16 protein-coding genes are annotated in these 14,126 nt (G+C 35.8%); 15 read left to right on the top strand and 1 reads right to left on the bottom strand.

Features of this window, described 5'->3' with window-relative positions; all coding sequences use genetic code 11:
- Positions 1-35: 35 nt before the first annotated feature.
- The 15 genes from ndk to MKO96_RS06935 all read left to right on the top strand — a co-directional run bounded on the left by ndk (position 36) and on the right by MKO96_RS06935 (position 13,000).
- Positions 36-482, top strand: a complete 447-nt coding sequence (gene ndk / locus MKO96_RS07005; protein ID WP_000415885.1) for a nucleoside-diphosphate kinase — start codon at positions 36-38, stop codon at positions 480-482.
- 273 nt (positions 483-755) lie between these two features.
- Positions 756-1,928 (top strand): chorismate synthase, encoded by a 1,173-nt coding sequence (gene aroC, locus MKO96_RS07000; protein WP_087979986.1) that lies wholly within the window; start codon positions 756-758, stop codon positions 1,926-1,928.
- Positions 1,928-3,013, top strand: a complete 1,086-nt coding sequence (aroB, locus tag MKO96_RS06995; RefSeq protein ID WP_240587096.1) for a 3-dehydroquinate synthase — start codon at positions 1,928-1,930, stop codon at positions 3,011-3,013. The genes aroC and aroB overlap by 1 nt, the downstream gene beginning before the upstream one ends.
- A 115-nt stretch (positions 3,014-3,128) precedes the next feature.
- A complete protein-coding gene (hisC, locus tag MKO96_RS06990) occupies positions 3,129-4,241 on the top strand; it encodes a histidinol-phosphate transaminase (protein ID WP_240587095.1) in 1,113 nt (370 codons plus the stop codon).
- A 280-nt stretch (positions 4,242-4,521) separates the two neighbouring features.
- On the top strand, positions 4,522-5,784 hold the full coding sequence (locus MKO96_RS06985; protein ID WP_240587094.1) for a tetratricopeptide repeat protein: 1,263 nt from the start codon (positions 4,522-4,524) through the stop codon (positions 5,782-5,784).
- Positions 5,785-5,857: 73 nt separating this feature from the next.
- Entirely contained in the window at positions 5,858-6,394 is a 537-nt protein-coding gene (locus tag MKO96_RS06980) for a ReoY family proteolytic degradation factor (protein ID WP_240587093.1), read from the top strand.
- A gap of 154 nt (positions 6,395-6,548) precedes the next feature.
- Positions 6,549-7,004: a YpiF family protein gene (locus MKO96_RS06975; RefSeq protein WP_000872168.1), complete on the top strand. Its 456-nt coding sequence runs from the start codon at positions 6,549-6,551 to the stop codon at positions 7,002-7,004.
- A gap of 143 nt (positions 7,005-7,147) precedes the next feature.
- Positions 7,148-7,660, top strand: coding sequence for a menaquinol-cytochrome c reductase iron-sulfur subunit (gene qcrA, locus MKO96_RS06970; protein ID WP_087979989.1), 513 nt, complete (start codon positions 7,148-7,150; stop codon positions 7,658-7,660).
- A complete protein-coding gene (gene qcrB, locus MKO96_RS06965) occupies positions 7,661-8,335 on the top strand; it encodes a menaquinol-cytochrome c reductase cytochrome b subunit (RefSeq protein ID WP_000932700.1) in 675 nt (224 codons plus the stop codon). It abuts the gene before it with no gap.
- 43 nt (positions 8,336-8,378) lie between these two features.
- On the top strand, positions 8,379-9,146 hold the full coding sequence (gene qcrC, locus MKO96_RS06960; protein WP_240587092.1) for a menaquinol-cytochrome c reductase cytochrome b/c subunit: 768 nt from the start codon (positions 8,379-8,381) through the stop codon (positions 9,144-9,146).
- 120 nt (positions 9,147-9,266) lie between these two features.
- Positions 9,267-9,857, top strand: a complete 591-nt coding sequence (lhaT, locus tag MKO96_RS06955) for a lipoprotein heptaprenylglyceryl N-acetyltransferase LhaT (RefSeq protein WP_240587091.1) — start codon at positions 9,267-9,269, stop codon at positions 9,855-9,857.
- Between the two features lie 25 nt (positions 9,858-9,882).
- Complete coding sequence (lit, locus tag MKO96_RS06950) at positions 9,883-10,569, top strand: lipoprotein intramolecular transacylase Lit (protein ID WP_240587090.1); 687 nt, start codon at positions 9,883-9,885, stop codon at positions 10,567-10,569.
- A 107-nt stretch (positions 10,570-10,676) separates the two neighbouring features.
- The gene (gene ypjB / locus MKO96_RS06945; protein ID WP_240587089.1) at positions 10,677-11,465 is read left to right on the top strand and encodes a sporulation protein YpjB; all 789 of its coding nucleotides are present in this window, start codon (positions 10,677-10,679) and stop codon (positions 11,463-11,465) included.
- A 101-nt stretch (positions 11,466-11,566) separates the two neighbouring features.
- Complete coding sequence (locus MKO96_RS06940; protein WP_073517780.1) at positions 11,567-12,250, top strand: zinc metallopeptidase; 684 nt, start codon at positions 11,567-11,569, stop codon at positions 12,248-12,250.
- A gap of 108 nt (positions 12,251-12,358) precedes the next feature.
- Complete coding sequence (locus tag MKO96_RS06935) at positions 12,359-13,000, top strand: uracil-DNA glycosylase (RefSeq protein ID WP_131934796.1); 642 nt, start codon at positions 12,359-12,361, stop codon at positions 12,998-13,000.
- A 28-nt stretch (positions 13,001-13,028) separates the two neighbouring features.
- Here MKO96_RS06935 and MKO96_RS06930 read toward each other — a convergent pair whose 3' ends face one another.
- Positions 13,029-13,910, bottom strand: a complete 882-nt coding sequence (locus MKO96_RS06930; protein ID WP_064476612.1) for a YitT family protein — start codon at positions 13,908-13,910, stop codon at positions 13,029-13,031.
- Positions 13,911-14,126: the final 216 nt, after the last annotated feature.

The raw sequence follows: 14,126 nt of genomic DNA, 5'->3' as shown, positions 1-14,126 counted from the left end.
ATTACATACATAATTCAGAAGTGGAGAGATTTTTTATGGAAAAAACATTTCTAATGGTAAAACCAGACGGTGTACAACGTGCATTCATTGGGGAAATCGTAGCTCGTTTTGAGAAGAAGGGCTTTCAATTAGTTGGTGCAAAATTAATGCAAGTCACTCCGGAAATTGCTGGACAACACTATGCTGAGCACACAGAGAAACCTTTCTTTGGTGAATTAGTAGACTTTATTACATCTGGCCCTGTATTCGCAATGGTATGGCAAGGTGAAGGTGTAGTAGATACAGCTCGTAACATGATGGGTAAAACAAGACCACATGAAGCAGCTCCTGGAACAATTCGTGGAGATTTCGGTGTAACTGTTGCGAAAAACATTATCCATGGTTCTGATTCGTTAGAAAGTGCAGAGCGCGAGATTGCTATTTTCTTTAAGGAAGAAGAATTAGTTGACTACTCAAAATTAATGAATGAATGGATTTACTAATTATTTTGAAATAATTTGTAAACGCTTTAATCACTGTGATAATAGTAGAAAGTGCAAGGAGAATAGGGGTATTCTTCTTGCACTTTTTTTATTTCAATTAGTTACGAAGTTAGAGCTGTTATGATATATTGATATGTAAAGTAAAAGGCCTATCGGAGAATAAGCGAATGGCTGATCAAATATATAATTTCTTTCATATTTTTAGAGTAAGGAAAGATAATATCATTGCTTAATATAGCGAGATAAATACATATACGAAAAGAGGAATAACGTATGCGATATATTACAGCTGGTGAATCTCATGGTCCACAACTTACAACAATTATAGAAGGTGTTCCAGCAGGACTGCCTTTAGTAGCGGATGATATAAATGAAGAGTTAGCTAGAAGGCAAAAGGGGCATGGGCGTGGTAGACGCATGCAAATTGAAACAGATCAAGTGCAAATTGTAAGTGGTGTTAGACATGGAGAGACATTAGGTTCTCCAATTGCACTTGTTGTTGAAAATCGTGATTTTGCACATTGGACAAAAATTATGGGCGCAGAGCCTTTAACGGAACAAGAAGAAAAAGAAATGAAAAGGAAAGTAACAAAACCAAGACCTGGACATGCTGATTTAAATGGTGCGATTAAATATGGTCATAGAGATATGAGAAATGTACTGGAGCGTTCTTCAGCACGCGAAACGACAGTGCGTGTTGCTGCTGGTGCGGTTGCTAAAAAGGTGTTAGCAGAACTTGGTATTACAGTAGCGGGCCATGTAATTGAAATTGGCGGTGTACAGGCTAAGGAAATTACGTATAGTTCAATTGAAGAATTAAAAAGTATTACGGAAGCATCACCTGTACGTTGCTTAGATGAAGAAGCAGGTAACCAAATGATGAAAGCAATTGATGATGCAAAAGCAAATGGAGATTCAATCGGTGGAATCGTTGAAGTGATTGTGGAAGGAATGCCAATTGGGGTCGGTAGCTATGTGCATTATGATCGAAAACTGGATGCAAAATTAGCAGCCGCAATTATGAGCATTAATGCTTTTAAAGGCGTCGAGATTGGAATTGGTTTTGAAGCAGCGCATAGACCGGGAAGTGAAGTTCATGATGAAATTCTGTGGAATGAGGAACATGGATATACACGAAGAACAAATAATGCAGGTGGATTAGAAGGCGGTATGACGACTGGAATGCCAATTGTGGTGCGCGGTGTGATGAAACCGATACCTACACTATATAAACCTCTTCAAAGTGTAGATATTGAAACGAAAGAGCCTTTTACAGCGAGCATTGAACGTTCAGATAGTTGTGCTGTGCCAGCAGCTAGTGTCGTTGCAGAAGCGGTTGTGGCTTGGGAATTAGCGACAGCTTTAATAGAACAATTCGGATTAGATCGTATGGACCTTATTCGTGAAAATATTGAGAAACATAATGAATATGCGAGGGGATTTTAATGGGAAACATACATATTCAAACGAAATCAAAAGAATATGATGTACATGTAGGAAAAGAATCGTTGTCACATTTGACAACAATCATTCAAAACATGCAGCCATCTGTATCAAACATCATGATTATTTCAGATGAAGCTGTTGCAACTTTACATTTACAGACAGTTGTAGACGCGTTGCAAATAGAGCAAACAGTATTTTCATTCATTGTACCGAGTGGCGAAAAAGAGAAGTCTTTTGAAAATTTCTATGCGGCTCATACGTCAGCTCTTGAAAATAAATTAGATAGAAATTCTTTAATTATTGCACTTGGAGGCGGGATGATTGGAGATTTAGCTGGTTTTGTTGCTGCGTCGTTTATGCGTGGAATTCGCTTTGTTCAAGTTCCAACGACTTTATTAGCTCACGATAGCGCAGTAGGTGGGAAAGTAGCGATCAATCATCCGTTAGGTAAAAATATGATCGGTGCATTCCATCAACCGGAAGTAGTTGTATATCATACGCCGTTTTTACAGTCACTTCCTGAAAAAGAGTGGCGTTCAGGTTATGCAGAAGTGATAAAACATGCTCTTATTGGTGATGTAAAGCTGTATCATTGGTTAAAAGAAGAAGTGCAAACATTAGCGGATCTTCGTGATGAGAAGTTAATCCATATATTAACGAAGGCAATTCCTGTAAAGGCAAATATTGTATCACAAGATGAAACAGAAAAAGGTGTACGTGCGCATTTGAACTTTGGACATACGTTAGGCCATGCTCTTGAAAAAGAACTAGGATATGGAAATATTACTCACGGTGACGGAGTAGCGGTTGGAATGTTATTTGCCTTGTTTTTAAGTGAGCAAGTGTACAAGGTTGATCTTTCCTATGAAGAGATGAAGCAGTGGTTCTTGAAGTACGGATATCCCAAAATGCCAAGTGATTTGAATGTAGAGAACCTCGTTCAATTGATGAAACAGGATAAGAAAGCGAATGCTGGAGCGATTCATATGGTGCTTATGCAGGAATATGGGGTAGTGAATGTCGTATCTATTCCAGATGAGACTGTTCATATTGCGTTAGAGGCATTTCAAAAGGATATGGTTTAAAAGGTGCGAAGTGCTTGTTTAGAGGTATTCTCGTAATAGTGACGGTAATGATAAACGATTATAGTAAGGGATTATAACCATATTGTAATTGAATAAAATGACTGGGGGAAGAAAAATGAGAGTGAAAGAGCAATTGTTAACTTTGAGAGCATATGTACCTGGGAAAAATACTGAAGAAGTAAAAAGGGAATATGGATTATCAAAAATTGTGAAATTAGCATCGAACGAAAATCCATTCGGTTGCTCAGCACGCGTAACAGAAGCATTAACTTCTTTAGCGAGTCAATACGCTCTTTATCCAGATGGATATGCATTTGAACTTCGGACAAAAGTAGCAGAGCAGTTAGGTGTCAAAGCAGAACAACTGTTGTTTGGTAGTGGATTAGATGAAGTCATTCAAATGATTAGCCGTGCATTACTACATGAAGGAACAAATGTTGTAATGGCGAATCCAACATTCTCGCAATACCATCACCATGCTGTTATTGAAGGAGCAGAAGTTCGTGAAGTATCACTTAAAGATGGCATTCACGATTTAGATGCGATGTTACAGCGAGTAGATGATAAAACGAAGATTGTATGGATTTGTAACCCAAATAATCCGACAGGTACATATGTAGAGAAACAAAACTTACTTTCATTTTTAGAATCAGTTCCTAAGTCAGCGCTCGTTATTATGGACGAAGCATATTATGAATATGTGGGGGCAGAAGACTATCCGCAAACATTACCACTTCTTGAAAAGTATGAAAATCTTATGGTTTTACGCACGTTTTCAAAAGCATATGGTTTAGCTGCTTTCCGTATCGGATATGCGGTTGGTAATGCAAATTTAATCGGGCAGTTAGAAGTAGCAAGGTTACCATTTAATACATCGACTGTAGCGCAGGCTGTAGCACTCGCTGCATTAGAAGATCAAGTATTTTTACAAGAATGTGTGAAAAAGAATGAAAAAGGATTAAATCAATATTACGCATTTTGTAAGGAATATAACGTATTTTATTATCCATCTCAAACAAATTTCATTTTCTTAAAACTCGGTATTCCTGGTAATGAGGCTTTCGAACGATTAATGAAGAAAGGATATATTGTTCGTTCTGGTGCTGCATTTGGTATACATGATGGTATTCGTATTACTGTCGGTTTGAAAGAAGAAAATGATGAAATTATAGAATTATTGAAAGAGCTTGTAAATGAGCAAGTAAAGAAAGAAGAAACATACTCTTAAGAGTTTGTGAAGGCTCCTAATATAGGAGTCTTTTTTATTTAAATGAAGGCCTGTAAAGCTTGATCCGTGCGTGTTAATAATTAATAAGGGAAGTTATTTGCACGGTAATGAAAGAAAACGGTACAATAGAAAGTAGTAATGCGGTATCGGTGTCATATTCGAATCGTTATCAGTGAAAGTACAAGAAGAAGTATGCTCATTCTAAAGATTGCGTTCATACACCTAGTTGCTTATGATAATGAACAGAAAATAATATTTGTTAGAATTAAAGGAGACGTTTATGCAAAAGTTTGAACAAGCTGTTTCATATATTGAAAATGGTGAAGCGGAAAAAGGATTACAATTATTAAAAGAACAATTACAAATTGCGAATGATGAAGAGAAGTATGATATCGCTCGCTATTATCATACACTTGGATTTACGGATGAAGCGTTAGCTATTACAGAAGACTTGCGTTTATTGTACCCGGAAGAAAGTGAATTCACTGTATTTTTAGCGGAATTATATATTGATCTAGACAAAGAAGATGAAGCGATTGAAGTGCTTCATGATATTCCAGAAAATGATGACTTATATGTTCAATCGTTATTACTTGTTGCAGATTTATTCCAAATGCAAGGTTTCGATGATGTAGCAGAACAAAAACTATTAAAGGCGAAAGAAATGATGCCTGACGAACCTGTTATTACGTTTGGATTAGCAGAGCTATATAGTAGTAAAGGTGAAGAACAAAAGGCAATCACTCATTATGAGTCGCTATTAGCAGAACATAAAGTCATGGGTGGTGTTGTCATTGCACTTCGCCTCGCAGAAACGTTAAGTGCGATTGGAAATTGGGAAGAAGCGATCTCTTACTATGAAGCAGGTTTAGAGGAACAAAAAGATATCCACTCATTATTTGGATATGCCTTCACATTATACCAAGGTGAAGAATACCAAAGAGCAATTGGTGCTTGGCAAGAACTAAAAGAATTAGATCCGGAGTATGCATCGCTGTACATGTATTTAGCGAAAAGCTATGAAAAAGAAGGAATGCTTCAAGAAAGCTATGAAACACTTCAAGAAGGAATTAAAGTAGATGAGCTTTCTGTACCATTTTATGTAGAATTAGCGAACATTGCGGCGAAATTAGGAAAAATAGCAGAAGCAGAGGAAGTGCTTCAAAAAGCGCTTGAGTTAGATCCAGGACATTTAGGTGCGATATTAAAATATGCGTATATCTTAAAAGAACAAGAAAAGTATGAAGAGCTAATTGCAGTTGTAGAGCGTGCGATTGATAGCGGAGAACCAGATACACAACTACTTTGGGATCTTGCGTTTGCAAAAAAACAATTAGAAATGTATTCGGATGCATTAAAACACTATGAAAGTGCATATACTTCTTTTAAGAATCATCCAGACTTCTTGGAAGAGTACGGTTATTTCTTATTGGAAGAAGGTATGCGAAAAGAGGCGAAAGAAGTATTTACTCAGTTAATACAACTAGACCCGACACAAATTCATATTGAAGAATTGTTATATAATTTAGAGGATTTTTCATAAGTTGGAAGGAAACTGAATGCCGCTTCTTGAATCTAAAAAGAAAAGAGAAAGACAGAGGAGGGACTTAATTGCTATGAATACCCCTGTTTCTGTAAACGAGAAGAAGGATTTTGTAAAATGGTTTTTGAATAATTACCAACTGAAACAGCGTGAATGCGTATGGATTTTGAATTATTTAATGAGTCATGACCAATTGATGCATAAAGTCCACTTCGTAGAGCATGCAAAATATTGTCCACGTGGTTTAGTGATGTCCGCGAATTGTGTGAAGGACACACCATTTCACTTTTTTAAACAAAATGTTATGACAACAGATGCTGAAAAATCGTTTCATGATATTCGTTTAAATCGAGATGAAGATATTTATATTCAACTCAATTTTAAATCATCGTTTCAAAATGCCAATTATGTAGCTGTATTAGAAGAAAACCCGTATTTACCAAAGCATATTGAAGTAAATGAAAAAGATCGTTTACTTGCAGAAAGATTTTTAGAAGAAAGTGTATTTTCTTTTAGAAGAGAACGTATTTTGAAACAAATTGATGAAGCGCTGGATAAGCAAGATAAGGAAGCCTTTCATAAGTTAACAGCTGAGTTAAAGATGTTATAGAATTCATTTGGATTCATAAAATTTTACAAATTTCAGACTTTTTAAGAAAAACTACCTTAATATAGGTAGTTTTTCTTTTTTTACCTCTTTTAGTATGGTTTAATATATATAAAGTGAAAGTTCTGTCATTTACAGGTGAGGGGAGGGAAGACATTTGAAATGGAGTGTAAAAGATGTGGAGCAGTTTGAGCAAGCAAGAGAGTATGTAGATACAGGTGTTATACCACTTTTATCAATTTCGGCAGCAAAAGAAATGAAAATGGTAGTAGAACAAGGTGAATTTATCGAATTGTTGAGTATGGAGTTGGAAAGAGAATATAAAGGAAGAGTACTTTTACTACCGGCATTTACGTATTTAGTAGAAAGTCAAAAAAATGAAAAAGGTCGTTTGCAAGAATGGACAAATCATTTGCAAAAGCAAGGTTTTAAGCATATTGCTTATGTTACAAGTGATTTTTCATGGAAAGAAGATATGCAAGAGTTACAAGGAGATTTATTTTGGTTTCCTTCATTAGCGTTAGAACAATTTAGTGATCAAGCGAAAAGAGAAGTTATTCATGCACATATAAAAAATATAATGGTGATGTTAGAAGAAAAATGGGGAAAGTAATAATAAACAGAAAGTTCTTATTATTATGAGTAGTATGATATTGACCTGTACCTAAGCGTATTATATCATGATAGTGTCCTAGTTTTTATTTTTTATATAATTTATCACGAGGGGACAATTTCTGATAGAGGGGGGAAATTTTCGTGGGCGAGAAAGAACATCGTGTATCAAGAAGACAGTTTTTAAATTACACCCTTACAGGGGTAGGAGGCTTTATGGCAGCGGGTATTTTAATGCCGATGACGCGATTTGCGCTTGATCCGGTGTTAAGAAAAGAAGCGGGAACGGATATGGTTGCTGTTGCACAAGTAAAGGATATTACAACAGAGCCGAAACGTTTCGACTTTAAGGTGAAGCAGGTTGATGGTTGGTACAAGTCCGAAGAGCCAAAATCAGCTTGGGTTCATAAAGATGAAAGCGGAGACATTGTTGCGTTCTCTCCAGTATGTAAACATTTAGGATGTACAGTTAACTGGAATTCGGACAAAGCACATCCTAATCAATTCTTTTGTCCATGTCACGGGGGCCGTTACACAAAAGACGGAATGAACATTAAAGGCACGCCGCCCCTTGCTCCGCTTGATGTATACGAGTCCAAAGTAAAAGATGGAACGCTGTATTTAGGCAAAGCGAAGCCAAAAGGGGGTGCAAAGTAGATGCTAAATAAAATTTATGATTGGGTAGATGAAAGGTTAGATATTACACCAATATGGCGTGATATCGCTGATCATGAAGTACCTGAACATGTAAACCCGGCACATCACTTTTCTGCATTCGTTTATTGCTTTGGAGGACTTACCTTTTTCGTTACTGTAATTCAAATTTTATCAGGAATGTTTTTGACGATGTATTATGTGCCTGATATTAAAAATGCTTGGGAATCGGTTTATTATTTACAAAATGAAGTTGCATACGGGCAAATTGTTCGTGGTATGCACCACTGGGGCGCTAGTCTCGTCATTGTAATGATGTTTTTACATACACTTAGAGTTTTCTTCCAGGGTGCGTATAAAAAGCCTCGTGAGTTAAACTGGATTGTTGGTGTTCTTATTTTCTTTGTTATGTTAGGTCTTGGTTTTACCGGATATTTATTACCGTGGGATATGAAAGCATTATTTGCTACGAAAGTAGGGATTCAAATTGCAGAGCAAACGCCGCTTATTGGTCCTTATATTAAAACATTACTCGCTGGTCATTCCGAAATTGTTGGCGCTCAAACATTAACTCGCTTCTTTGCTATTCACGTCTTCTTCTTACCAGCAGCACTTCTAGGTTTAATGGCCTTCCACTTCATCATGATTCGCAAACAAGGTATTTCCGGTCCGCTATAAGAGATTGCTAAATTAAAGGGGAAAGAACTAAAGGAGGGAGATTATGCATCGCGGCAAAGGGATGAAGTTTGTAGGAGATTCTCGGGTACCAGTAGCTCGGAAACCAAATATTCCAAAAGACTATTCTGAATACCCAGGAAAAACAGAAGCGTTTTGGCCGAACTTCTTGTTAAAAGAATGGATGGTTGGTGCAGTTTTTTTAATCGGTTATTTATGTTTAACAGTGGCGCATCCGTCACCACTTGAGAGAATGGCGGATCCAACTGATGCTGGATATATACCACTTCCAGATTGGTATTTCTTATTCTTGTATCAGTTATTAAAGTATTCTTATGCTTCTGGTTCATTTACTGTAATTGGAGCGTTTATTATGCCAGGGATTGCGTTTGGCGCATTACTGTTAGCTCCATTTCTTGATCGAGGACCAGAAAGACGCCCATTGAAGCGTCCTGTAGCAACTGGATTTATGCTTTTAGCAATTGCATCGATTATCTTTTTAACTTGGGAATCTGTAGCACACCACGACTGGGAAGCTGCAAAAAAACAAGGAGCAATTGTAAAAACAGCACCAGTTGATAAAAATGATGACGGCTATAAATTAATGCAAAAAAATACTTGTTTAACATGTCACGGTGACAATTTACAGGGCGGGGCAGCAGCACCGACACTGCAAAATTTAACTTTAAAGCCAGAAGAAATTGCTAAAATTGCGAAAGATGGAAAAGGTTCCATGCCTAAAGGTGTATTTAAAGGTACAGATGAGGAACTGAAGAAACTTTCGGAATTCGTTGCAAAGTATAATAAAAAATAATAAAAAGCTGACTACAAAATTTGTAGTCAGCTTTTTATTTTGATGAAAGAAAGTTTACTATATAATAGAGTAGAGTTTGAGGAAAGAATGACTTTGTTTGAAAGGTGTTGGACATACAGCTTGGTTTACTTGTATGCAATGTTAAGACAACGCTCTATATTATTATTTTTATTAGTTATTAACATATTAGGTACAATATACGGATTTATATGGTATGGAAATCAATTAAAAGAAACCTCACTTATATTTTGGCCGTTTGTACCCGATAGCCCGATGGCGAGTCTCTTTTTTGTCTTTGTTTTAATTGCTTTTTTAAGGAAGAGAAATTGGGGATTAATAGAGGCGCTAGCGATTGTTACTTTAATGAAATATGGTATATGGGCTGTTGTTGTAAATGCAATTATGATCTATGTAAAAGGTCCTATTGGTCTTATGGGGTATATGTTAATGCTTTCGCACTTTGCGATGGCAGTACAAGGATTGTTATATGCACCGTTTTACCGTATAAAAAAATGGCATTTTGCGGTAGCGGCTATATGGACATTACATAATGATGCAATTGATTATTTATTTTGGCAAATGCCGAGATATGGAATTATGCATTTGTTTGTAGAAAAAATTGGTTACTTTACGTTTTGGCTAAGCATCGTCACACTATGTCTTACATATTATTATTGCTTGCGTGAGAACCGAAAACAGTTTTCTTTATGATAGCTAGAACATTTAGGGGGAGAAAATGAAAAAAAATAAGAGTGGTACAAAAATATTGGATCGATTGATTACTATAATTGTTTCATATAGCATAGCATTTTCTATATTTGCACTCGCAACAACGGCGGTTGTATACGGAAAATGGCTATATTATTTTGAAATTGATTTTTTAAACATTCCAGATTTAGCGGATATGACGAAGGATGATATTAAAAGAAATTATGATGTGCTTATTACATATTTATCGCCGTTTTATGATGGAGCATTGCAGTTGCCAACATTAGATATGTCTACAAATGGACGTATTCATTTTGTAGATGTTAAAAATATTTTAGTAAAGATTCAATATGTAATGTATGTGACAATTATGATTTCAATAATAGGCGGGATTTATTTATTAAAAAAGAAAAATGAAAAGTTTTTACTGCACGGATCAATTTTAACAATTATGTTACCGATAGCGCTCATGTTACCGATCGCTATTAATTTTGAAAAGAGTTTTGTATTATTCCATAAGCTTTTATTCAGTAATGATTATTGGATGTTTGATATTGAAACGGATCCAATTATATTAATGTTACCAGAAGAATTCTTTATGCATGCTGCGTGTGCAATTTTATTATTTATTTTATGCGGCAGCATACTTTGTTACAGCTTGTATAGATATTTCGTAAAAAAGAAAAGGATTTCAAAGGAAAAATTCTCTGTTTAAAGAGAATTTTTTTGTTTGTAAAACGATAATATATTTTTCGGTCTAGTACTGTTCTATTCTTGTCCAAATTAACATATTTTGTACTAGTAGTTATAGGGGGGACCGTGATGAAGAGAACATTAATTGGATTAATAGCATTTCTAATTATAATGTTTCCGTTACGTATATATGCTGAAGAGTGGAGTGAACTAACAGGGTTGTTAGACGACTCATTACAATTAGTGAAGCGTAATGAAGATGAAAAAGCAGTACAAGTATTACAACATTTCTCCGAGCAGTTTGTTATCAAGGGGAATGAAAAGAAGCAAGAAGTAACGCCAGATCAAGTTAGAGTTATTTCTTTAGCTTACGACAAGGCGAAACAATCTCTCTCGGAAACAGATGTAGGTAAACAAGTTAAAATTGATAATGTGTTAGCCCTGCAGCTCGCTGTTGATGCGCAAGTGTCGAAATATCAACCACTTTGGATGGAAAGAGAAAGAAAAGTAATGGGTGCCTTTTCTCAAATGGAAAAAGCGATGAAAAAAGAAGATACGGGACAGTTTCAGCAAACGTTAAACACATTTTTACATGAATTTAATATTATTTATCCAAGTTTAATGATTGCCCTGCCAGAAAACGAAGTGCAGCGTGTAAATGCCCATTTATCTTATTTGGATGAATTTCGTAACGTTATGTTAAATACGAAAGGTGGGCAAATGCAAGTAGGAATCATTAAAGGGGATTTGCAAAAAATATTTCACACAGTAAAAAAAGATGAAATTGCACCCTCTCTCATTTGGTTTATGACAATTACTGGAGGTCTTATTTTATTCACATTAACTTATGTTGGATGGAGAAAATATAAAGGAGAGAGAGAAAAAAGAAAAAGTAATGTACACTCTAAGAATAGATAATGCAATAAATAAAGATATGGATTGTAAGGTTTATTCATTGACAATGATGGCAGAAGAAAATAGAATGAGAAGTACTATAATTAAAACTTCAATGGAGGTTCATGATGTTTTATTTAATTTACTTCGCGATCATAATGATCATACCGTTGTATGCACAGTCAAGAGTACGTAGTGCTTATAGCAAGTATTCACAAGTTTATTCAACATCAGGTATGACAGGAGCGGAAGTGGCTCGAAAGATTTTAGATGAAAATGGATTATACAACGTAGCTGTAGAAGAAACACCAGGTCATTTATCAGACCATTATGATCCAACTGCCAAAACAGTTCGATTATCAACAGATAACTATTATGGTCATTCAGTTGCTGGTACAGCAGTGGCAGCACACGAAGTAGGACACGCAATTCAAGATGCAAAAGATTATAACTTTATGCGTATTCGTCATTCGTTAGTGCCTGTGGCGAATTTTGGATCGAATATATCATGGGTATTTATTATGATTGGTATATTTGCGACAATGTCAAAACTATTGTTATTAGGAATTATTTTAATGGCAGCAGGTGTTGTGTTCCAACTCGTTACATTACCAGTTGAGTTTGATGCATCAAAGCGTGCAATGCAACAAATTGAAGCGTTAGGTATCGTATCAACAGATGAATATGGCCAAGCTCGTAAAGTATTAAATGCGGCGGCATTAACATATGTAGCGGCTGCAGCTGTAGCGGTATTTGAATTATTACGTCTCGTATTAATGTATACTGGTATGCAGCGTAGCGACGACTAAAGACTATCATTTGATAGTCTTTTTTTGTATTGTGGATTGAATTATATAATGTACTGCAAATAGAAATAATAGAAGCAATAGAAGTAATGCGGAAAGGCAGTGTGGGAAGTGAAATATCCAAGCCATTTAGTAAAACAAGTGAAAGAACAAAGCGCTTCTTATCAGTTAGAAGGCTTTTTAAGTGGACAAGGTCCTGAAAATCCAAAATTTATGTTGTTAGGAGAAGCGCCTGGTGAAACAGAAATTCATAATGGGATTCCGTTTAGCGGGAGAGCTGGAAAACAATTAATGGGTTTTTTAGAACGGATTCATGTTACAAGGGAAGAAGTATATATTACGAGCGCTGTTCGAAGTAGACCTTATAAGTGGCGAGAGAAAAAAGAACGAAATGGTGAAATCATACAGAAAAAGTATAATAGAACGCCAAATCAAGGAGAAATACTTGCCCATGCCCCTTTGTTAGATTATGAATTAGAGAAAATAAACCCGAAGCTTATTGTCACACTTGGAAATATCGGTCTTCAACGTTTAACGGGAAAAAATACAAAAATCACAGATGTGCACGGACAATTATTAAAACAGCCTATTCAAAAATTAAAGGATATGCAAAGTGCAGCGTTTACATGGTCAGAGCAAGAATATCATATCTTTCCGACTTTTCATCCTGCTTCCATTTTTTATAATCGGAGTTTATTGGAGCTTATTTATGAGGATTTAGAGAAACTTAAAAAATATGTAATAAAAAACTAGAAAAGCTAGAGAGCTTTTCTAGTTGCATTTATGTATGTAACGGATTTTTATTTTCATCTAATGTAAAACCTTCACCAACTACATCATGTACATCACTTACTGCAACAAAGGCATGAGGATCTACAGAAGTAATAATATTTTTTAATTTCACGATTTCATTTTTAGCAACAACGCAATATAATACGTTCCGCTCCACTTTTGTATACGATCCAACAGCTTTTAAAAAAGTAGCTCCGCGTTCCATATCAGATAAAATTTTGGCAGCAATTTCATCGTTTTTATCTGAGATAATAGTTGCTCCTTTCGCCGCATAGGCTCCTTCTTGCATAAAATCAATGACCTTCGCCCCGATAAAAACAGCAACTAACGTATACATGCCCTCGCGGTATGATAAATATGTAAGAATCGAGACGATAATGACGATAGCATCAAACATAAACATTGTTTTCCCCATACTCCAGCCAACATATTTATGAGCGAGTCTCGCGATAATATCTACACCGCCAGTAGTCCCGCCATATTTAAATATTATTCCAAGACCGATACCAATAAATGCCCCGGCGAATAAAGCCGCGAGTGTCATATCATTTTGTAAATTTAAATGTAAGTTCAGAACATCGTAACGTTGAAAAATCCATAGAAATAAAGATACGCTAAAGGTGCCGATTAGCGTATATAAAAATGTCGTTCTTCCAAGTAACTTCCAGCCAATAATAAATATAGGGATATTTAAAATTAAGTTTGAGTAAGAAGGGTCAAACTTAAATAGAAAATACAATAATAGTGTAATACCGGTAAATCCACCTTCCGCAAGGTGATTTTCAATATTGATATTCACAATACCGAAAGAAAAAATAGCGGAACCGATTAAAATGAAAATGATATTTCGAATCTTCAAATTTGATGTCATATAGAAATCCCCCTAATTATGTAGATTGCATTGCTCCGCTGAAACGGTAAAACCTAATGATAAGTAATTTCTAGTTGTTAGTAAAAATAGTGAAGGCTACAAAAATCCGATTGGTTCGGGCTGATCTTTTGCAAAAATCGCAAAAGAAAGTTTCCCTTTACCCCGTTCCAACGGCTGGTAGGGGATAAAGCTCTGAAGAAGGACAAACCAGCCATA

This window comes from Bacillus sp. ES1-5, assembly GCF_022487605.1.
Taxonomy (GTDB): domain Bacteria; phylum Bacillota; class Bacilli; order Bacillales; family Bacillaceae_G; genus Bacillus_A; species Bacillus_A wiedmannii.
This window is presented reverse-complemented; position numbering and strand designations above follow the sequence as displayed.

Bases quoted from the DNA above. Each gene is read 5' to 3' on its own strand.
- qcrC (WP_240587092.1), top strand. From the start codon at position 8,379: ATGCATCGCGGCAAAGGGATGAAGTTTGTAGGAGATTCTCGGGTACCA.
- MKO96_RS06980 (WP_240587093.1), top strand. From the start codon at position 5,858: ATGAATACCCCTGTTTCTGTAAACGAGAAGAAGGATTTTGTAAAATGG.
- MKO96_RS06940 (WP_073517780.1), top strand. From the start codon at position 11,567: ATGATGTTTTATTTAATTTACTTCGCGATCATAATGATCATACCGTTG.
- qcrB (WP_000932700.1), top strand. From the start codon at position 7,661: ATGCTAAATAAAATTTATGATTGGGTAGATGAAAGGTTAGATATTACA.
- ndk (WP_000415885.1), top strand. From the start codon at position 36: ATGGAAAAAACATTTCTAATGGTAAAACCAGACGGTGTACAACGTGCA.
- lit (WP_240587090.1), top strand. From the start codon at position 9,883: ATGAAAAAAAATAAGAGTGGTACAAAAATATTGGATCGATTGATTACT.
- MKO96_RS06985 (WP_240587094.1), top strand. From the start codon at position 4,522: ATGCAAAAGTTTGAACAAGCTGTTTCATATATTGAAAATGGTGAAGCG.
- hisC (WP_240587095.1), top strand. From the start codon at position 3,129: ATGAGAGTGAAAGAGCAATTGTTAACTTTGAGAGCATATGTACCTGGG.
- aroC (WP_087979986.1), top strand. From the start codon at position 756: ATGCGATATATTACAGCTGGTGAATCTCATGGTCCACAACTTACAACA.
- ypjB (WP_240587089.1), top strand. From the start codon at position 10,677: ATGAAGAGAACATTAATTGGATTAATAGCATTTCTAATTATAATGTTT.
- aroB (WP_240587096.1), top strand. From the start codon at position 1,928: ATGGGAAACATACATATTCAAACGAAATCAAAAGAATATGATGTACAT.
- MKO96_RS06930 (WP_064476612.1), bottom strand. From the start codon at position 13,910: ATGACATCAAATTTGAAGATTCGAAATATCATTTTCATTTTAATCGGT.